Source organism: Nocardia sp. NPDC050799, from assembly GCF_040654015.1.
Classification (GTDB): domain Bacteria; phylum Actinomycetota; class Actinomycetes; order Mycobacteriales; family Mycobacteriaceae; genus Nocardia.
Map to the genome: position 1 here is coordinate 197,141 of NZ_JBFAHF010000001.1, position 20,780 is coordinate 217,920.

Sequence of the window (20,780 nt, forward strand, 5' to 3'; positions counted from 1 at the left end):
TGGCATGTCGAGAACGGCCCGGACGCCCGATCATTACGCCTCCATCGGCCGGATCCAGAGCACCCGCCGATGGCGCCGGGCCGCCTACCCGTTCGACAGTGCGGTGATCGCGGTGCGCAGTCCGCGTGCGAGCGCGGTGATCGTCGTGGCCTCCCACAGTGGTGCGGCGTAGCGGATTTCGCCGTGGATTCCGGCCGGTTCGCCGCCGGGGCCGGTGGCTTCTCCGAGCTGGATGAGGATCTCGAACTCCGCTCGCTGGGGTGGCAGTTCGCGCAGCAGGACCTCGATATCGCCCGCGCCACCCGCGACCGGGAGATCGCGGAAGAACGTGGTGACGATCTGGGGCAGCGGGCGATCCGGTCCGGCGTGGGCGGCCGTGGCTCGCTCGAACGGGTAGCGCCTGTTCTCGTGAGCTTCCAGGATGCGGTCGCGAATCTGGTCGATCAGTTGCGCGGCGGCCGGTGCGGCGGTGCGGTCGGTGCGGATCAGTACGATATCGGCCGCACAGCCGAGCATCGTGTCGAGTTCAGGGCGATCGCGTCCGCTCAGTGCCGTGCCGATGACCAGATCGGGTCCGGCGCCCATATCGGTGAGGGCGTGGACGAGGGCCGCGTGCAGGACGGCGTAGGTGGTCGCCCCGCGGCGACGGGCGGTGTCCCGCACCGCGGCGTGGGTGGCCGCGTCGAGGGTGAACGGCAGCAGCGCCGCCGGGTATCCACCGGCAGCGGACCGCGGATGGTCGACGGCCAGCGGCGGGGTGTACGCCAGCCCGGACAGCAGGTCACTCCAGTACCGCGCGTGGACGGGATCGTCGCCGTGGTCACGCAACCACCGGGCGTAATCGGCGAACTGGACCGGTGGCGTCGGCCAGCCGGGTGCCGCGCCTTCGGCGCGTGCGAAGTAGGCGAATTCGAGTTCACGCAGCAACAGCGCCAGTGATTCGGCGTCACCGGCGCAGTGATGCAGGATCACGAGCAGAACGTGGTGATCGGGCGTCAGCCTGTACAACCGCACCCGCAGCGGCGCCTCGGCGAGCAGCCGGAAACCGCGATCCAGCTCCGCTGCCAGCAATCGGTTCAGGTCCACGACGTCGGTGACCTCGCCGTAGTCGACAGCGTCCCGGTCGAATGCCGCGATCCGCTGGACCGGCCCCGAAGGGGTGAAAGGCAGTGTGGTCCGCAGTATCTCGTGCCGGCGTACCACATCGCGGACCGCCGCCCGCACGATCGCCGCGTCGAGTGGACCGATGAGGTCCACAGCGGCGGGCATCAGGTAATCGGCAGCGCCGTCGCTGAGATAGTTGACCGTCCAGAGTCGCTGCTGGCTCGGTGCGAGCGGAATCGCGTCATCGGGAAGGGAGGCGGTACCGTCGCTCTCCCGATACGCGACGTCCACTGGTGCCCGATCGACGGCGCCGGAATCGTCGCCGCGATCGGCGATGCGCCGCTCCAGCGCGGCGACGGTGGGCGCGTCGAGCAGGTCGCGCGGACTCACCACAACACCGAAGGTCCGGCTCGCCGCCGCCGCGAGCCGGATCGCCGCGAGCGAGTTCCCGCCGATACGGAAGAAATCGTCCTGCACGCCGACCCGCTGCTGTCCGACGGCGTCGGCGAACAGCCCGGCGAGGATCTGCCGCCGCGGTGTCCGCGGCGGCTCCGCGGCGGCCGAGGCAGGCATGGTCAACGCGGTGCGGTCGACCTTGCCGTTGGCCGTCAGCGGTAGCGCGGGAATCTGCACGATCACGGCCGGCAGCAGATAAGCGGGCAGGACTCGCGCCAGCCGGGTCCGCATGACCGCGGGGTCGATCGGTTCGGCGGCGACCACATGGGCGACCAAGCTCTTGCCCGCCGCCACCCGGTGCGCCGTGACGACCGCCGCGGTCACCCCCGGCATGTTCCGGATCGCGTGTTCGATCTCGCCGGGCTCCACGCGTATGCCGTTGACCTTGACCTGCCGGTCACCGCGGCCGAGGAACCGCACGGCGCCGTCGGCGCCCCAGCTGCCGTGATCGCCGGTGCGGTACATCCGTGTCCCCGGGGCGCCGAAGGGGTTGGCCGTGAAGACGGTCGCGGTGCGGCCGGGCATCCGGTGATATCCCCGGGCGAGACCCGCCCCGGTCAGGTAGATCTCGCCGACCATGCCCGGCGGTACCGGGCGCAGCAAGGCGTCGAGAATCAGTACCTCGGTGTGGTCCACGGCTCGGCCGACCGGAATCGCCTCGTCGGGCAGCGGTCCGGCCGGAATCGAGTAGGCGGTGGCGTAGGCGGTGGCCTCCACCGGACCGTAGATGTTGACGATGTCCAGTCCGGGCGCCACCGCGCGCATCGCGCGCACGGTATCGGGAGGCAGGATGTCACCGGCGCTCGACAACGTGCGCAGCCGGCCGAGGCTGTCCGGTATATCGTCGACGAGCACCTGGAACAGCCCAGTCGCCAGCAACGCCGCGGTGACCTCTCCCGCCCGCAGGACCTGGCGGAAGTCTTCGGCCCCGAGCCGGTCCGGTGTCGCGATCACCACGGTATGCCCCTGCAACAGCGGCATCCAGAGTTCCCAGACGACCATGTCCCAGGCGTAGGGCGAATGCATCAGCATCCGTGCGTATTCCGGCCCCGCGGCGATCCGGTCGACCGCGCGCGTCACCATCGCCCGGTGCGTGGCGAGTACGCCTTTCGGTGCGCCGGTCGATCCGGAGGTGAACATCAGCCAGGCCGCCGTGTCGGCGGGTACCGAGCCGGCCGGTGTGGTCGGGACCGGCCCGTCGGACCGCGAGACGCTGCGCACCAGCGCGATATCGTCGACGACGAGTTCGGTGCCGGTGTGGGACAGCATCCAGGCGACCCGGTCGGGCGGGTCCTGCTCGTGCAGCGGAACGCAGAGCGCGCCGAGCCGCATCAAAGCCAGCGCCGCGACGACCAGTTCCGGGGTGCGCGGCAGGCGCAGACCCACCGGCGTCCCGAGTCCGACACCGTGCCGGGAAGCGAGATGGTGGGCGAACCGTTGTGCGCGGACCTGCAGTTCGCGATAGGCGACGTGCTCACCCTCGTACCAGAGCGCAGGGCGTTCGGGGTGCCGGCGCGCGACCGAATCGAAAACCTCCGCGATACCGCGATCCGTCGCGCCCGCCGGATCCTCGTGCGGGCTGCGCGGCACGACCACCGCGGGCGCGCGGGTCAGCCGGCCGGCGGGCGTATCCGCGGAAGCCGCCGCCACGTCGTTCATCGCGGTCAGGAAGCGGCTGTGCAGACTCGCCAGCGCCGCGGGATCGCACCGATCGGCGGTGCTGTCCATATCGATGCGTGGCGGACCATCGCCGAGATGGATGCCGATGCCGAATGCCTCGGTGTATCCGGTCGATACCGGGATCGGTGTGGCGACCACATCACCGAAACGGATATCGGTCGCAGCGGGCAGGATATTGAGCACCGGGCCGGTGATCCGGTGCTCGCCGCCCGGGGACGTGCCGTCGGCGAGCAGGTCGAATCGCCGATAATGCTGGTGTCGCAGTACCGTGCGCAGTTCCGCCTGCGTCGCCGTGGCGAGTGCGCCGATGGACGCGCCGGGGTCGACCTCGACGCGCAGTCCGACGACGTTCGAGGTCATCCCGAGCGCGCGCCAGGATCGTTTGGCCGGCACCGGCAGACCGAGGACCACGGTCCGCGCACCGGAATCGGCGTGCAGCAGCAGCGCCGTCGTCGCGGCCAGCAGGGCCGGCCAGTCCGCGCCGAACCGCGCTGCCGCCTGCCGGAATTCCCGCCATTCCACGTCACCGGGACTACCCGAGTGCCGGATCGGCCCGGATGCGCCGACGGCGACCGGCGGATGGGTGAACATCGGCGCGTCGGGGAGCCCGGCGAGCCGTCCGGACCAGAACGTACGGTCGTCGGTGAACCGGCGCGAGGCGCGATACCGCCGGTCCTGCTCGACATAGCCCGCGACGGTATCGGCGACTTCCGGCGCGGGCTCACCACCGAGCAACGCGGTGTAGGCGCGCGCGACCGCCCGGATGAGGGCCAGCGACGCGCCGCCGTCGAGGACGATGTGGTGGGCGCGGAGGGCCCAGAGGTGACCCGCCGCACCGAGGTCCAGCAGATGGTGGTCGAACAGCGGCGCGACGGCCAGGTCGAAGGCGGGCGGTGCGGCGCGCAGGTAGGCCAGTGCCGCCTCGACCGGATCAGAGGCCGCACCGAAATCGCCCCGGCGCAGGATCCATTCGGCGCAGTCCTCGATCACCTGACGTGGTTCGGGGCCCTCGGTGTCGAGCCGGATGCGTAAGGTCTCGGCGGCCGCGACGACACGGCGCAGCGCGCGTTCGAACAGGCCGGGATCGATACGCCCGCGCAGATGGATGTAGCCCTCCAGGCGATAGCGATGATCCGCGCCGTTCAGGGTGGTGTAGGCCCAGATCTCCTGCTGCGCGACGGTCAGCGGGTAGTCGATCCGGCAAGGTGTCGTCTGCGTCATCTCACTCCGTTCACGCCGTCGGCGGGCAGGGTCGCGACCCGTTCCAGTTCGGCTTCCAGCCGGGCGATCACCCGGCGTACCAGATCGTCGTCCAGCAGACCGCGGTGCCAATTCAGTGCCACTGTCAGCCGGTCGCGCGGCCAGACCGTCGCGGTGAGCGGAAACAGGGTGATCTCCCGCGACGACAGATCGGTCAGCACCAGGTCACCCACGGTGATGGGGGTCGGCGCGACGTCGACCGGATACGACTCGAACACCAGCAGTGTGTCGAAGTACGCGCGCACCGGAACACCGGCCGCGTCCTCGATCTCGGCCGGTCCGAGATGGTGATGGTCGAGTAGCGCCGCCTGCTCGGCCTGCACCGCCCGCAGACGCGCGCCTATCGGCCGGTCGTCGCGGCGGCGCACCCGCACCGGCACGGTGTTGATGAACGAGCCGACCATGGCGTCGATACCGGGGATGCTCGCGGGCCGTCCGGAAACCACCGCGCCGAACACGACGTCGTCGGTCCCGGTGAGGTCACCCAGCACCGACGCCCACACGTACTGCAGGACGGTGTTCAGCGTGACACCGGATGCGGCGGCAACGCCGGCCAGCGCGGCGGTGCGCGCGGCCGTCAGCGTCACCAGGTGTTCGCTATGCGACCGCACCGGATCGCGCGGTGCGGCGCCCGGCGCGGCGACCAGGGTCGGTGCGGCGAGGTCGTGCAGGGCAGCGTGCCATGCCGCGGCTGCGGGCCCCCGGTTCTGCGCCGCCCGCCAGCGCAGGAAAGTGGCGAACCCGTCGTCCACCTCGCCGGAGCCGGCTACACCGAGCGCGAACGCGCTCAGCAGGTTTCGCATCAGGATCGGCGCGGACCAGCCGTCGAACAGCAGCCGGTGATTGGTCACCGACAGCACCCAGCGGCGCTCCGCGGTCCGGATCAGCAGGAATCGGATGAGCGGCGGCGTTTCCAGGTCGAACGGGCGCACCTGTTCCGCGGCCAGGACATCGTCCAGTTCGGTGCCGCGTTCGCACAGGTCGACTTCCCCGACCTCGATCGGCGCGGTCGCGACGACGAGCTGACGCCACCGGCCGCCGCCGTCGCGGACGAACGCTGCCCGCAGCGCGGAATGCCGATCCACGACATGCTGGGCGGCCGCGCGTAAGCGTGCGAGATCGGGAGTTCCTTCGCAGGTCAGCATCACCTGGAGGGTGTGGACCTCCGGTCCGTCCGCGGGTGCGAGGTCGGCGAACTTCTCCTGGATCGGGGTGAGCGCCCGGATATCGCACAACCGGCCGTAGTGGCGCTCCCAGCGATCGATCTCGGATTGCCGCAGACCGGCGGGTGCGAAATCCGAGGGTGTCCACCCGCCGGCGGCGGGATCGGCCGCGTGCCGCGCGAGGGTGCGCAGGACCGTTCCGAACAGCTCGGCGAAGTCGTGGACGCGGTCGGGTCCGATCAGGGTTTCGGGGAACGAGAAGCCCGCGGTGAGCCGATCGCCGACCACCGCGGTATCGACCGCGAGGGCCACATCGGCAGGGAGGCCGGGGTCGATCGGATCACGGTCGCTCGCGAGGGCCGTGGGCAGCCAGGGGCCGTTCGCCGCGGAGATCGCGCCCAGGTACGTGAACGATAGTTGAGTGGTCTCGGCCGGGAGATCGACGCCGGTACCGAAGTAGCGCAGCACCCCGTAGCCGAGGCCGCCCTCGGGTACGGCACGTAGTTGTTCCTTGACGGTTTTCACCGCACCGGCGAGGGCGCGACCACCCACGATCGCGTCCGCGATATCGATACCCGTCAGGTCGAAACGGCACGGATAGGCCGCGGTGAACCAGCCGACCGTGCGCGCGAGATCGGCGCCGGGCACGAGATCGCCGTGCCTGCCGTGGGATTCCAGCCGCACGGGGACGACGGAGCTGTCACCGCCGCGCCATGCGACCATCGCGACGGTCAGCGCGGTCAGCAGGACGGTGTTGGTATCGGTGCCGTAGCGCGGAGGCACCGTGGTCACGGCGGCGGAGGTCGTCGCCTCGTCGAACTCGCAGACGATGCGGCGCATCGTGGCGGGGCTGTCGATACGTGGATCGAGCCCGCGATCGGTGAACAGCGGATCGGGCCCGCGCAGCAGTTCCCTCCATCTGTCGGCCTGGGCGAGCAGCTCGACGTCATCTGCTCTGTCACGCAGCGCGTGTGCCCATCGCCGCACCGAGGTGCCCGTGGCGGGCAACCGCGGCGACCGGCCAGACTCGAGCCGGGCCCACGCCGCGACGAAGTCCGGGATCAGGACGCGCCAGGACACACCGTCCACCGCAATGTGGTGGATCACGACAACGAGGAGCCCACCGCGATCGCCGCGGCCCCGATCGAGCCAGACACACCGCAGCACGACCCCGTTCGCCGGGTCGAGGCGGCCGGTCGCGGCGTCCATCTCACGAGCGAGGATCGCGGACTCTTCGGCATCATCGGCCGACGAGATATCGACCCGGCGGAGAACCGCCCCGACCTCGAAGGATCCGGGTGGGTCGGCGAACAGGCGCCACTCGCCACCCGCGTCGCGGTAGAGCCGTGCGCGCAACATGTCGTGCTGTTCGACAACCGCGCCGATCACCTGTCGCACCGTGGTCGCGGTGATGCCCGCGGGCAGTTCGAGCACCATGTGCTGGGCATACCGATCGAACGGCACGCGACCGGATGCGGCGCGCTCGATCAGCGCGAGGACGGCGGGCGTCGGTGGCATCTCTCCCACCCCGGCGCCGGGTAGTTCGGCGAGCACATGCCGCTCGGGCGCTCCGGTCGTGGCGACCGTGGACAGCCCCGCGACGGTGGGCCGTTCGAAGACCTGCGCGGGGGTGACGTGTACGCCCCGCGACTTCGCCCGGGCGACCAGCAGAATCGACATGACGCTGTCGCCGCCCATGGTGAAGAAGGATTCGTCGACACCGACCCGATCCCGCCCGAGCACCTGCCCGAACACCTCGGTCAACGTCTGCTCCACCGGCGTCGACGGCGCACGGTACGGGATATCCCGTGGCGCCGGTTCGGGCAGTGCCGCCCGGTCCACCTTGCCCGCCGTGGTGGCGGGGAACGCGTCCAGCACGACGATATCGTCGGGCATCATGGCGGCCGGAAGGGCGCGGGACAATTCCGTGCGGAGTGCGTCCGGGGCGCAGACCGCGCCCGCTACCGGCACGACGTAACCGAGGAGCCTTCCGTCGGGGCGCAGCGTCGCCACCGCCTGCCCGACCGTCGCGCACGCCGAGAGCGCGGCCTCCACTTCGCCCAGTTCGATGCGCACGCCGTGGCGTTTGACCTGAAGATCGGCTCGGCTCTGGTACTCCAGCAGCTCGTTCGCCGCATTCCACCGGACGATATCGCCGGTGCGGTACAGCCGCGCACCAGGTTCGAAAGGGTCCGCGACGAAACGTTCGGCCGTACGCGCGGGCTCGCCCTGATAGCACCGCGCCAGCTGTGCCCCCGCGAGATACAGTTCGCCAGGCAGCCCGTCGGGAACGGGGCGCAGCCGCGCGTCGAGTACGTACGCCCGCGTATTCGTGGCGACCGAACCGATGGGTATCGACGCCGGATCCAGCACGTCCACCGGCCATCCCGTGACAGCCCCGGTCGCTTCGGTCGGCCCGTAGAGGTTGTGCAGCCGCGCGGGGGTCGCCGCACCGAACCGCCGCGCCAGGGCGAGGGTGAGCGTCTCCCCGATGGTCAGCACGCGGCGGACGCAGGCCGGAAAGCCGGACACCACAGTGAGGTGGTTGCTCAGCGTCGAGGGCACGAACTGGAGGGTCGTCACCGCGTGCGCGGCGATCAGCCGGGTCAGTTCGGCGGGGTCGGTGTGCGCCGACGGCGGGGCGATGGCAAGGGTCGCTCCGGTACTCGCCGGCCAGAACAGCTCCCAGATCGAGACGTCGAAGGTGACCGGCGTCTTCTGCAGGACGGTGTCGGTCTCGTCCAGGCCGATGTGCTCGGTCATCCACCGCAGATGGTCCACCACCGCCGCATGCGGGACCGCGACACCCTTGGGCACGCCGGTCGAACCGGAAGTGAACATGAGATACGCCAGATTGCCGGAACGCAGGGGCGCGTGCCGGTCGGCATCGTGCAGCGGTGTGCCGTCTTCGTCCATCTCATCCGGCTCGCCGAGGTAGTGGACGGGCACAGCATCGGTGGCGAAGCCGTCGCCGCGTGTGCTCAGCACCAGTACCGGCTCGGCCACTGTCAGGATTCGATTCAGCCGCTCGGCCGGATGCCCCGGTTCCAGCGGCAGATACGCACCGCCCGCCTTCAGCACCGCGTACACCGCGACGACCGCTTCGATCGAACGGACCATCGCGACGCCGACCACCGTATCCGGCCCCACGCCACGCCGAACCAGACAGCGTGCCAGTCGATTCGCGCGAGAGTCCAGCTCACCGTAGGTGACCGAATCCGCACCGTACACCAGTGCGATCGACTCGGGCGACCGGCGTGCGATCGACTCGAAACCGGTCAGGGTGGTGGCGTGCGGGTCCCGGGCGCGAACCGGTCCGCCGCGGCGCAGAATGCGCGCGCGGTCCTCCTCGGCGGTCAGATCGACCCGGGCGACCGGGGTTGCGGGCGCGGCTACGAGTCGCGCGAAAAGCTCGGTGAAAACCGGCAACTCGACCTCGGGCACCCCGACTTGCCACCCGTCGTCGTTGTCGTGCACCGCGGTCGGGCATTCCGGTCCGGCAGCGCCGGTCGTGCGCTGTCGGAGCAGCGCCCCGATCTGGGTGGCGACGCTGCGGAAGTCGTCGCGCGCCGCCACTGTCACGCGGATCTCGATCGCGGTGGTACCGGACCGATAGCCGACGGTCACCCGGTCCGCGCCCGTCCGGCGATGCGTGTACACCGCCAGCGCGGCCAGCACCACCGCCGCTGTCCCGCCGCCGCTGCGCCGGGCCAGCGGACCCAGCCCCGGCGTCTGCTCGAGCGGGTGGTCGAGTGTGCTCGTCTCAGGGGTAGGCATGGAATCCCCTTCCCGATTTGCGGCCCAGATGCCCGTTCCCGACCAGCGTGGCCAGCACGTCCGGCACGCGATAGCGGCCGTCGCCGGTGGTATCGCGCAGCACCGCGAGGGTGTCGGCCACATTGTCGAGACCGATCAGATCCGCGGTGCGCAGTGGCCCCATCCGATGGCCGAGGCAGCCCTCGAACAAGGCGTCGACCGTGGCGGCGTCGGTTCCGGATTCGGTGACAGCGGCGGCCTCCGCGATGGCGAGCATGAGCACCCGGTTGATGACGAACCCCGGACCGTCACCGACCACGATGCCGCGTTTGCCGAGTGCACTCAGGAAGTCGAGCGCGGTGGCCAGGGTGCCGGGCGCGGTCTGCGCGGTGGTGATCACCTCCACCGCCTCGGTCAGCGGCGCGGGGTTCATGAAATGCAGTCCGAGCATCCGCTCCGGCCGGGTGGTGCGGGCGGCCAGATCGGTGATGGGGATGGCCGAGGTCCCCGAGGCGAACACAGCCGACGGCGCACACACACGGTCGAGTTCGGCCAGTACGCGGTATTTGAGTGCGACGCGCTCCGGGACGGATTCGATGACGAAGGTGGCCTCGCGCAGCTCCTCGACGCGCTGCGACCACCTGATGCGGTCGGTGATCTCGGCGAGCTCGCCGGGGCGCGGACCGCGGCCCAGCAGCACGCTCGAACGCAGCGCCGCGCGGATGCCGCGCCGGGCGCGTTCGGCGGCAGCGGGATCGGGATCGACCACGGTGACGGGCATGCCCGCTGCGGCCACGCACTGGGCGATACCCGCGCCCATCGTGCCCGCGCCGACCACGCCGACCCGGTGCTGTGCGGTCACGGGTGGATCTCCTTTTCGTCCTGAAAGGTTTCGATGCCGAGCACGGTGTCGTGCACCGGTTCGTCCGGTCTGTCGATCGCGGCCCGCGCCAGCGCGACCAGTTCGTCGGCGATGGCCTCGGCGGAGGAACGGTCGAACAGTGCGGTCGCGTAGTGCACACGCAACTCGGTGGAGTCGGGCGTCCATGCGAGCGCGAGTTCGGTCGCGGTGTCCGCCGGTACAACCCGCGCGTCGCCGAGGTACCGCAGGGTCGTCGCGCCGGTACTCGCGGCCGAATCCGGCGGGTTGTCGCGCAACGTCCGCCAGGTGGTGTCCGGGCGGACGGTCACGATGACGTCTCGCGCACCATCGGGTCCGTCGGGCAGGCCGATACGCAACCGGTCACCGCCGCTGTACCAGCCGAGCAGAACCGTGTATGCGTCGAACAGCGCGGTCTCGAAGCGATCGAGTTCGGCGCGATCCAGCTCTATCGCACGCGTGACCACTTCGTATTCCACGGTGTTCCCGATGCGCGGTCGATCGGTGGGGATGGACGTCGTCACGTCCGGGTCCCGCCGGGGTCCGGCGATCAGCGCCTCGATCGGCGGCGCGCCGGCGTCCGACACCATCGTCGTCAGGATCTCCAGGAACGCGTCGCCGAGCGCGGTCACCGTCTGCGTGGTGAACAGCTCGGTGCTGAACTCCAGGCACGCGCCGATATCGCGTGGGACGCTGTCGGTGTATTCGAAGGTGATCAGCGTCAGGTCGAATTTGGCAGTCCCGGTGGGTAATCCGCCGAACTCGTTGCTTGCGGCGTGGTCGATATCGAATAATTCCGCGCTCGCCTCGTCGATCCGCTCCATTCGTGGCGTCACCTGGTGGATGTAGAGCACATCGAACAGCGGTGTGCGCGACAGGTCGCGCTGCGGCGCCACAGCATTGACCACCCGGTCGAACGGGATCTCCTGGTGTTCGAGCGCATCGAATACGACCGAGCGCACCCGGGTCAGCATGTCCGGCAACGTGGTGTCGGCGGTGAAGTCGGTGCGCAAGGCGACCGTACTGTTGAAATAGCCGATCAGATCCTGGAATTCGCTTCGGCCGCGTCCGGTGGTCGGCGTGCCGACGACGATATCGCGCTGGCCACTGTGCCGCGCGAGAGTCAGATAGAAGGCGCTGAGCAGGACCACGAACAACGAGACCGATGCACGACTCGCCAGCGCACGCAGATCGGTGAGCAGCTGCGCGGGGATGGTGAACGGATGTAGGTCGCCGGCATAGTTCTTGCGGTCGGGTCGTGGAAAATCCGTGGGCAGCCGCAGCACCGGTGCGTCGGCCAGCGTGTCGCGCCAATAGTCGAGTTCGTGGTCGAGCGCCGAACTCGCCAGCAGTGCGCGATGCCAGGCCGCGTAGTCGCGGTACCGGATCGGCAGTGGCGCCAGGCGGTGCGGCCGGCCTTCGCGCCGCGCGGCGTAGAGCTCCGGTAGCTCGCGCCCGAGAATCGTCGGCGTCGCACCGTCGGTGACGGCGTGATGGCAGGTCAATTGCAGTACATGGGTATCCGGTCCCACGGTGATGAGCAGCACCCGTAACAGGGCGTCCACGGCGAGGTCGAACGGCTCGGTGGCGGCAGCGTGCACGAGGTCGCGGGCCGCGGCGAGCGGATCGGGTTCCGCGGAGACATCGACGCGGCGGACATAGTCGTCCAGCCGATCACGGATGCGCAACACCGCGACGCCGTCCACTTCGGCGAAGTTGTACCGCAGGGTCTCGTGACGCTCGACGAGGTCGTCGAAGGTGCCGTGCAGCGCGTCCGGGTCGATCGGCCCGCGCAACAGCTGGACGACCGGGTAGTTGTACAGCGTCGTCCGCGGATCGAACTGGTGGTGGAACCACATCCGTTCCTGCCCCGAGGACATGACCGGTTCGTCGTGCGCGACCAGAGCCGGGATCGGCGCGCGCGCGGCGCCGATGGCGCGCCCGGTCGCGAGAAGCTCGGCGAAATCGGCCAGCCGAGGACGCTCGTAGACGTCGAGCAGTTTCGGCCGGAAACCGTAGGTCTCCTCGATCCGGTCCACCAGTTGCACCGCGATCAGCGAATTGCCACCGAGGGCGAAATAGTCGGCGTCTTCGTCGATCTCGTCGTCGGTGTACAGCAGTTCGGCGAGGGTACGACGCAGCCAGCGCACCGGATCGGAGTGGTCGTGCGGCGTGACGGGCACGGCGGGCGGTACGACGACGGACGCCGCGGCGCGGGGCAGGTCGACCCAGCAGCCGGATTCGCGCATCGGATGGCCGGGCAAACGTATCCGGCGGGCATGGACGGGCGCGACGGCCGACCAGTCGAGGTCGACACCGTATTCGTACAACCGGCCCAAGAGTTCGTCCAGATCGGCGGTATCCGCGGCTGCGGAGACGATCTCGGCTTCCGGTATCACGTCGGTGATGAGCGCGGCGAGCCTGCCGTCCGGGCTGGGCTCTACGAAAACCACCGGTCCTTCGGCCATGAGGGTGCGCACCGCGCCGAGGAGCCGCTCGCCGTCGATGGTGGGCGCCGCGTCGGCGAGTTCGGCCGGTTCGACCCCGTCGCGGGAGCCGAGCAGATACCGGGCGGCGAAGCGTGACGATCCCGCGCTCAGCAGTGCCGCGAGCCGGACCCCGCACGCGGTGAGCCGTTCGTGCACCGCGATCTGCCCGGCCAGCACCGACGCTGTTGTTCCGGTGGCGGGCAGCTCGGCGGGCAGTGTGGGCGGCTGCGCCGCGACGGTGCCGGCCGGACCCGGTGGAACCGGAACGGCGTCGGGAGACAGCAACAGCACCACGCGGGGCGCGGTCGGCACGCGGTGCGCGCCCACCGCGGCCTTGTCCAGCAACTCGGCGAGTTCCGCCGTGTCCGATGCGGTCACGGCGACCCGGTGCTCGTACTGGTCACGACCGAGGGTGAGAGTCGCGGCCACTTGGTCCAGCGCGGCATCGGTGTTGCGCACCGCCTCGGCGAGCCGGGCGCACAGCTCGCTCAACGCCTCGGGCGTGCGCGCGGAAACGCCGATCAAGTGGGCGCGGTGCGACGGCGGGGTGGCGGGCATCGGCGGAGCCTGCGACACCACGCAGTGCGCGATACTGCCGCCCAGGCTGAAGGAGCTGACTCCGGCGGCGCGCACCGCGTCACCGCTCCACGGGCGACTCTCGGTCACCACGTCGATACCGGCGGCCGCCAGGTCGAAGTCGCCGGTCGGCCGGGTGAAGTGCAGCGACGGGAACAGCTGCCCCTCCGAAACGCTCAGCACGGCTTTGACCAGGCCGGCGATACCCGAGGCATGATCGAGGTGACCGATGTTCGTCTTCACCGAGCCGATGGGCAGGCCGGGGCCGCCACCGAAAACAGCGCTGATCGACTCCAGTTCCACCGCGTCACCGAGCCGAGTCCCGGACCCGTGGGTCTCGAGAAAACCGGCCGCGTGCGGATCGAGTCCGGCAGCCTCCCACGCCTTGGCGATGACGGCGTTCTGGGCGGCGGCGCTCGGTGTACTGATGGTGGCGGCGGCCGCTCCGTTGTGCCGGGTCGCGCTGCCGCGGATCACCGCGTGGATCGGGGCACCGTCGGCCAGTGCCCGGGCCACCGTGGTGAGCAGCAGGATCGCGCCGCCCTCGCCGTTCACAGTGCCGTCGGCGTCGGCGTCGAATGCGCGGCAGACGCCGGTGGGCGACATGATCTCGGAAAAGCTCGCCCCACCCCAGGACGGAGAGCCGTGCACGCGCACGATCACACCACCCGCGAGTGCGTAATCAGCGTCCCCGCAGCTCAATTCGCGGCAGGCCCGGTGCACCGCCACAAGCGCGCTGTTGCATCCGCTGTCGACACCGAAACACGCGCCGGTGAATCCGAACCGGTGCGCGATGCGCGCCGGGCCCGCGAAGGTGGCGTTTCCGAGCAGGCTCAACGGACCCGGGTCCACCGCGGCGGAGTGGTAGCTCGACTGCGCCGCGCTCAGCGTGACGGCGGTGACCGCGCGGGCCAGCCGTTCCGTGGTGTATCCGGCGTCCTCGATCGCGCGCTGGGCCAGCAGCAACGCGAGCCGCTGCTGCGGATCGGTGACGCACGCCTCCCGGCGGGACATCCGGAAAAAGCGGTAGTCGAATCCGTCGATCTCGGCGAGGTGCCCCATCGGCAGGTAGGTGACGGTGTCGTCCAGGCCGGTGGCGGCGATCCGTTCGGGCGGCATCGGCCCCACCGAATCGCGCCCCGCGGCCAGGTTGGCCCGGAATTCCGCGAGGTCGGCAGCGTCGGGGAAGCGCGCACCGATACCGACGATTGCGATATCGGTGTCACGCGCGCGGGCGGTGGCGTGGACGCCGGGGTCCGGCACAGTGTGCTCCTGACGGGTCACAGCTCGAAAGCTCGAGTGGAGACGGGTACCAAGGGTTCGGCCGGCACCGCGGCGCAGGCCGCGAGCGCATCGGTCTGGTCGCGGATCGTGCGCAGATCGAACAGCTGTCCGACGCGCACCGCGCCCGGCCGGTGTTGCTCGAGCAGCAGATGCAGCACGACCACCCGGTGCGAGTTGCCGCCGATCTCGAAGAACGAATCGTCGAGATCGAAGTCATCGTGTTCGAGCGCGGCGGACCACAGTTCGGCGATCTCGCGTTGCCCGGGTGTCCAGTCGGCGCGCGACGGCCCCGGCAGCGGGGGATCGTCGGCCCTGGCCAGCAGGGCGGCTGTGTCGAGCTTGCCCGCCGCGGCGATCGGAATCGTGTCGATCGGCACGAATCGGCTCGGCACCTCCAGTGGCAAGAGCCGTTCGGCGCAGTGCCGAGCCAGTTCCCGGCGACCGGGCGGCGCGGTGCCGGCGGCGGGCACGATGAACGCGACGAGGTCGTCGATCTCGTCGCGGCCGGTGCGTACCACGGTCACCGCGTGCGCGACCCCCGGATGGGTCTCCAGCACCGCCTCCACTGCGTGTCGTTCCACCCGCGCGCCGCGTATCTGCACCTGGCCGTCGGCGCGGCCGAGATAGTCGATATCGCCCGCGGTGGTGAGTCGCGCGAGATCGCCGGTGCGATACATCCGCGCGCCGGGTTCGCCGGCGAACGGGTCGGCGACGAAACGGGTCGCGGTCTGCCCGGGACGAGCGGCGTAGCCCATGGTGATCTGATCTCCGCCGACATACAGTTCGCCGATGTCTCCGTCGGCCGTCACCGTCAACTCCGGCCCGAGCACCCGCGCGGTATTGCCCGGCAGCGGTCGGCCGATGGGCACCCTTGCGGTATCGGTGACAACGTGCCGCACGCAGGTCACGGTCGCCTCGGTGGGGCCGTACTCGTTCATCAGGACGGTGGCGGGCAGCAGTTCGCGATGCCGGGCGGCCAGCGACGAGGACAGCGTCTCGCCCGCGAGGGCGACCACCGTCGGCGTGGCTGCCGCCTCGGCCAGAATCGGCAGCAGCAACCGGTAGTACGACGGCGTGGCGACGAGGTGACTCACCCGCGACCCGGCCACGAGCGCACCGACCGCCGCGGCGTCGGGCAGCTCCCGGTGGGTCGGCACCACCACAGTCCCGCCCCGGGTGAGGGCCCACGGGCCGAAGAGCAGTGCGGCGTCGGCGGTGAGCGGGCAGGTCGACAGCGTGACCAATGCGCCGTCTTCGCATGGATAGTCGCGTCCGGAGATCATCGCGGCCAGGTTGCCGCGGCTGGCCACGACTGCTTTGGGGGCGCCGGTGGATCCCGAGGTGGTGATGACATAGGCGGGCGCCGACGCGGGCAGCGGACCGGGCAGCGGACCGGCCGGTGAACTCTCGCCCAGCGGTACCAGGGCGGGCCGGGCCGACACGGGGGCGAGCAGTGCCTCCACTTTCCCGTGCGATGTAGGAGGCGCGTGCTCGTCGAATACGACAGCGGTGCAGGTCAAGTCGTCGACCAGTGCACGCACCTGCGCGCCGGCCCGCCCGGGCTCGACCAAACACCACGCCGCCCCCGCGCGTAGTGCGGCCAGCATCGCCACCACCGTCCACACGTCCTGCCGGAGCAGACACAGCACCACGTCCCCGGGACGCACACCCGCCCCGACCAGACGCCCGGCGAGAGCGGCCGTGCGGTCGACGAGTTCGCGATAGGTGAGTGTTTCCCCACCGGAGATCAGCGCGCACCGATCCGGGAACTCGGCGGCCCGCCGCAGCAGACCGCCGATCAGATCGCCGGGCGGCGTCGGCGCATCGGCCGACCGCACGAGCACGTGAGCGGTGTGCGGCGCCACGGTGCGTCCGTCGTGACCGAGCAGTACCCGTTCCGGGCCTTGTTCCAGCACGACGAATCCGGCGAAGCGCAGCGTGACGAGCATGACCCGGTTCACCTCGGTCGGCACGAACTCCGCGACACAGCGCTGTCCGCGCGCACTCGCCCGCTCGACCAGGTGCGCCAGCAGCGCGCCACCGACCCCGCGCGACATCACCCGGCAGGACATGAGCATCAGTAGCAGTACCGAATCCGCGCCGCGCACCTCGGTGACCGCGAGTCCGATCGCGCCGTACTCGCCGAACCGGTCGCGCAAGGTCGCGATCAGCACCTCGTGCGTGGCATCGGCGCTCAGCTCCCGCAACTGCCCGATATCGAAGGTGCGGCCGGTCGTGTTGAGCTGGTGGGTGCGCACCGTGAGTTCGTGCGCACGGTCCAGATCCGCCTCACGCGCCCGGCGCACGGTCATCACCAGCCCGAGGCCGAGCAGGAATTCGGCATTCGAACCGGCGAAGGACTGCTCGCTGGTCCGTCTGCGCGTTTCGGCACGGTAGCGCTGCCGGCGCTCGCGTGCGTCGCGGGTGACGACCGCCGGGCTGAACTCCGCGAGATCCGGTAGATCCGCTACGTCCTCGGCGGCGTAGCAGCGCACCTGGGGGAGCGCGGACGCCACCTCGGCGCGTTCGACCGGATCGTTGTCGATGAAGGCGACGGCATCCAGGCCGATGTTCAGCGACTCCGCGATCCGGCGCACCGCCAGCGATTTGGCTTCCCAGCCGATCTGGGTCGCGCAGAACATCTCCTCGACCCCGTGCACCGCCAGATGCGCGAGCGCCGGAGCGGGCTCGCCGCGGCTCGCGACCGCGTGCACGACGCCACGCTCGTCCAGCAGCCGCAGCGCCCTGCGCGCTTCCGGCCGCGGTGCGCGGGCGTCGCCTTCCAGCACCACACCGTCCCACAGTGTGTCGTCCAGATCCCACACCAGGCATTTCACGATCGTGTTCATGAAAACATCCCTCCTCTATCGCCGTCCGGCAGGCGACGCAGCAGGCTGGCGCTCCACGCCGCGACCGGGCTGCTGTTCAGAAGCAGCAGGTGATCCCCCGGCGCGCGCGTCCCCGCCGCGAGGTCCAGGTTGACCAGCACATCCACCGAGCCGAGGTGGCCGAATCCGGCGAGATTGCGGTGGCAGGCCGGATCGATGCCGACACCGAGCGCCTCCTCCCAGAAGGCGAACGCGCCGGCCGACAGGTTCTGCATCAGTACCGAACCCAGGTCGCCCATACGTAATCCGTTGCGGGACATCATTTCTTTGTTCATCGCGGTGAACCGATTGCGGCTTTCGACCGCGAGCCGGAAGCTGTAGGTGGCCTCATCGGCGCAGGTTTCGCGCCACTGATCCGAAGGTAGGTCGCGGTAGTCGATCCGGAACAGGTCCGCGTAGCGGCCGTCACTGCGCATCTCGTGGTCGACCAGCTGATACCGGCCCCGGTTTCCGGCACCGAGCACAACGGCGGCGGCCCCGTCGCCGAGGATCGTCATCGGCGCGCGATAGCGGAATCGGGTCGGCGCGGTCGCCGCGGCGACGACGAGTACGGTGCGGCACCGTGTGTCCCCGCGCAGCAACGCCGCCGCGAGGGTGAACGCGGCCGAGATCGACACGCATCCGAGCTCGCCGATCCCGGCGACGAACGCGCGATCCGCGCCGAGGCGCTGCTGGAGGCGCGTGGCTTCGGAGGCGAGCAGATAGCGCGGTGCGCGCCCACCGACCACCAGCAGCGCGTCGAGTTCGCTCGCCGCCAGCCCCGCGCGGTCGATTGCCCCGCGGGCCGCCTCGGCGGCGAGATCGTGTTCCGCGGCGTCGCCGCCGCAGCGCACGGAGATGATGCCGAGCGACAGTGCGTGCGCGCGACGAGCGGGCGGTAGTTCCGACAGCTCGGCGAGATCGGCTATCGCGACCGCGGATTCAGGAAAAGCGGTCGACACCGGACCGAGGGAGATCATGGGCATCGCCGTCAGCTCTCCGACACGAGGGCCGCCGCGGCGCGGGATTCCCCGACGGACCGCAGCACGAACTCGCCGAGATCCTGTTCGGCGATCTCGCGGGCGCCTTCGATGATCTGCATGACCTTGGCGTCGCGGTAGAAGCGGCCGGCCCGGTTGCCGGGGGCGCAGCCCGCGGCACCCAGCATCTGCACCGCGCGCTCACTCGCCGCGCACGCTGCCCGGGCCGCCGCGTATTTCGCGGCGATGGTGGTGAGGTGCGCGGTCGGCTCGCGGTCGTCGCGGTCACCCGCCGCGCGGGCGCACAGCGCCTCCGCCCCCGCCACGTCCACCCAGCTGCGTCCGAGCACGGCACGCACCGATTGGTGGTCGGCGAGCCGGACATCGCCCTGGATCCGGTCGTGCGCATGCGCCGCGGCGTCGCTCAGGCACGCCCGCGCCATTCCGGTGCAGCCCCACGCGATCGTGTACCTGCCGTGGTCGAGTGCGGTTCCCAGCACATGCGACAGGCCGAAACCCGCTCGGCCGAGTATGTTCCCGGCGGGCACCCGCGCCGCGTCGAAGGTCAGGTGCGCGATGCGCGCGCCTCGCATGCCCAGCTGATCGGTCACCGGTTCCACCTGCACGCCGGGCTGATCCACCTCCACCAGCGCGGCGACCGGGCCGTCGTCCGATCGCCCCACCACCAGCACCACATCGGCCAGCGCCCCGAAAGTGACCCACAACTTGCGGCCACACACACGTCGCTCGGGCCCGGTCCCCGTGAAGCAAGTGGTGATTCCCGAAAGGTCGCTACCTGCCCCGGCTTCCGTCGCCGCGAGAGCCGCGACCAGCTCACCACCCGTCAACCCGGGCAACCAGTGCGTGCGCTGCTCGGGAGTGCCCCAGCGATCGATCGTCGCAGCGACCAGGCCCTGGACCGTGAACAACGAACGCAGCGACGTGCACACCGCGCCCAATTCGGCGGCCGTCCGGCCGGTTGCCGACGCCTCCGCGCCGCGACCGCCGTAACGCGCCGGCCGATCCATGCCGAGCACGCCCGCTTCTGCTGCGGCGGTGATTATTTCACGCGGCATCCCCGTGCTGTCCCATTCGGCCGCACCCTCAGCGGCGCGGCGCAGCAGAGATTCCAGCCGGCTCACCCGCCCGCACCGAGGTCGGCCGTGGGACCACATTTGCGGGTGACGAAGGCGGCCGCGCGGCGCGCCGTCCGGAAATTGTCCAGATCCAGGTCGTCGATATCGATCTCGATGTCGAAAGTACGCTCGAGATAGGCGACGATCTCCAGTGCCCGGAGCGAATTCACCAGACCCATACCGAAATAGTCGTCGTCCGGTCCCAACCGGGTGGTCGTGACCACACCGAAATACCGCATCAGCCGCTCCACCAGATCCGGATGCGGCGGGGTACTTTCGTCACTCATGTACAGCCCGTCCTCGCCTGGATATCACCCGCCGGATATCCGGACGAAAAGCTATCAGCCGGCGGCCCGTCGAACATGCCCCCAATTCCTCTGCCACCGGAACTTCGGCACGGGTTCACCACCGCACGTGCCGTCCTGGTCCGGGCTGGTAAGCACGATATGTAGGCCGAACGCGCGGTCGGTATGCACTGACGGGCTGCGTCCTCAGGCCGCGGCACATATGTCGATTCCCGGCACTCTCGTTCGACTCTGCTGCGTAAACCTGCCCCCGGAGTAACGATTCCGATGCCCGGATGCGGGTTCGTGCCGTTCGGTGGGGCCGCACGGGCAGTACCGATGCCCGGCCGCTACCGGCTGCGATCAATGTGGTCGTCGACGGAAAACCCGGCGCCGTCACGGGAGTACGCGGATCGTGGCACCCGGAATGGGACGTCCACGCCAACCGGTACCGGCCCGAGTGGTGCCGGGTTCTGGACTCCCCGCTGACCACCGAGGCCGATATCTCGGCCGCCGAGGTGCTCCGGCGCCGCCTGGGCCGCGTCTGCATCGGCCTCGAGGTCCAACGCCGACGTCCCGATGGGGACGAACTCGATATCGATGCCTTGCTCGATCTGGTCGTCGATGTACGGTCGGGCTACTCACCGGCGGAGAACGTGTACGCCGAATCCCGCGAGCGCGCCCACAATCTCGGCGTCCTCATCCTCTCGACGCCTCCGGGTCCGCCACCGACACCGACCCGGACGGCCTCGCCGTCCACGAGCACCACCGCCGGGCGGCCGCCACTCCCGAGGTGCTGGGCGACCGCTGAGGCCCAGCTCGAGCCGCACGCCGGTGGCGACCGCGCCCATACCCAGCTCCGTGG

Annotated in this window: 8 protein-coding genes and 1 pseudogene; 1 reads left to right on the forward strand and 8 read right to left on the reverse strand. The window is 70.3% G+C overall.

Annotated elements, in window-relative coordinates:
• Positions 1-84 precede the first annotated feature (84 nt).
• From AB0H42_RS00965 to AB0H42_RS01000, 8 genes are read right to left on the reverse strand one after another with little or no spacing between them, the layout of a single operon-like run.
• Complete coding sequence (locus tag AB0H42_RS00965) at positions 85-4,461, reverse strand: amino acid adenylation domain-containing protein (RefSeq protein ID WP_357047815.1); 4,377 nt, start codon at positions 4,459-4,461, stop codon at positions 85-87.
• Positions 4,458-9,440, reverse strand: coding sequence for an amino acid adenylation domain-containing protein (locus AB0H42_RS00970; RefSeq protein ID WP_357047818.1), 4,983 nt, complete (start codon positions 9,438-9,440; stop codon positions 4,458-4,460). Before AB0H42_RS00970 ends, AB0H42_RS00965 begins: the two co-directional genes overlap by 4 nt.
• On the reverse strand, positions 9,427-10,281 hold the full coding sequence (locus tag AB0H42_RS00975; RefSeq protein WP_357047821.1) for a 3-hydroxyacyl-CoA dehydrogenase family protein: 855 nt from the start codon (positions 10,279-10,281) through the stop codon (positions 9,427-9,429). Before AB0H42_RS00975 ends, AB0H42_RS00970 begins: the two co-directional genes overlap by 14 nt.
• Entirely contained in the window at positions 10,278-14,648 is a 4,371-nt protein-coding gene (locus AB0H42_RS00980) for a condensation domain-containing protein (RefSeq protein WP_357047824.1), read from the reverse strand. The genes AB0H42_RS00975 and AB0H42_RS00980 overlap by 4 nt, the downstream gene beginning before the upstream one ends.
• Positions 14,645-17,497, reverse strand: a complete 2,853-nt coding sequence (locus tag AB0H42_RS00985) for an HAD-IIIC family phosphatase (protein WP_357047827.1) — start codon at positions 17,495-17,497, stop codon at positions 14,645-14,647. Before AB0H42_RS00985 ends, AB0H42_RS00980 begins: the two co-directional genes overlap by 4 nt.
• The gene (locus tag AB0H42_RS00990) at positions 17,494-18,501 is read right to left on the reverse strand and encodes a 3-oxoacyl-ACP synthase (RefSeq protein WP_357047830.1); all 1,008 of its coding nucleotides are present in this window, start codon (positions 18,499-18,501) and stop codon (positions 17,494-17,496) included. Before AB0H42_RS00990 ends, AB0H42_RS00985 begins: the two co-directional genes overlap by 4 nt.
• A gap of 5 nt (positions 18,502-18,506) precedes the next feature.
• Entirely contained in the window at positions 18,507-19,637 is a 1,131-nt protein-coding gene (locus AB0H42_RS00995; RefSeq protein ID WP_357047833.1) for an acyl-CoA dehydrogenase family protein, read from the reverse strand.
• Positions 19,634-19,918, reverse strand: a complete 285-nt coding sequence (locus tag AB0H42_RS01000; RefSeq protein WP_357047836.1) for an acyl carrier protein — start codon at positions 19,916-19,918, stop codon at positions 19,634-19,636. The genes AB0H42_RS00995 and AB0H42_RS01000 overlap by 4 nt, the downstream gene beginning before the upstream one ends.
• Before the next feature lie 335 nt (positions 19,919-20,253).
• Between AB0H42_RS01000 and AB0H42_RS01005 the strand changes: the two are divergent.
• Positions 20,254-20,723: pseudogene (locus AB0H42_RS01005) on the forward strand (VWA domain-containing protein); the annotation flags it as partial.
• Between the last annotated feature and the right edge of the window lie 57 nt (positions 20,724-20,780).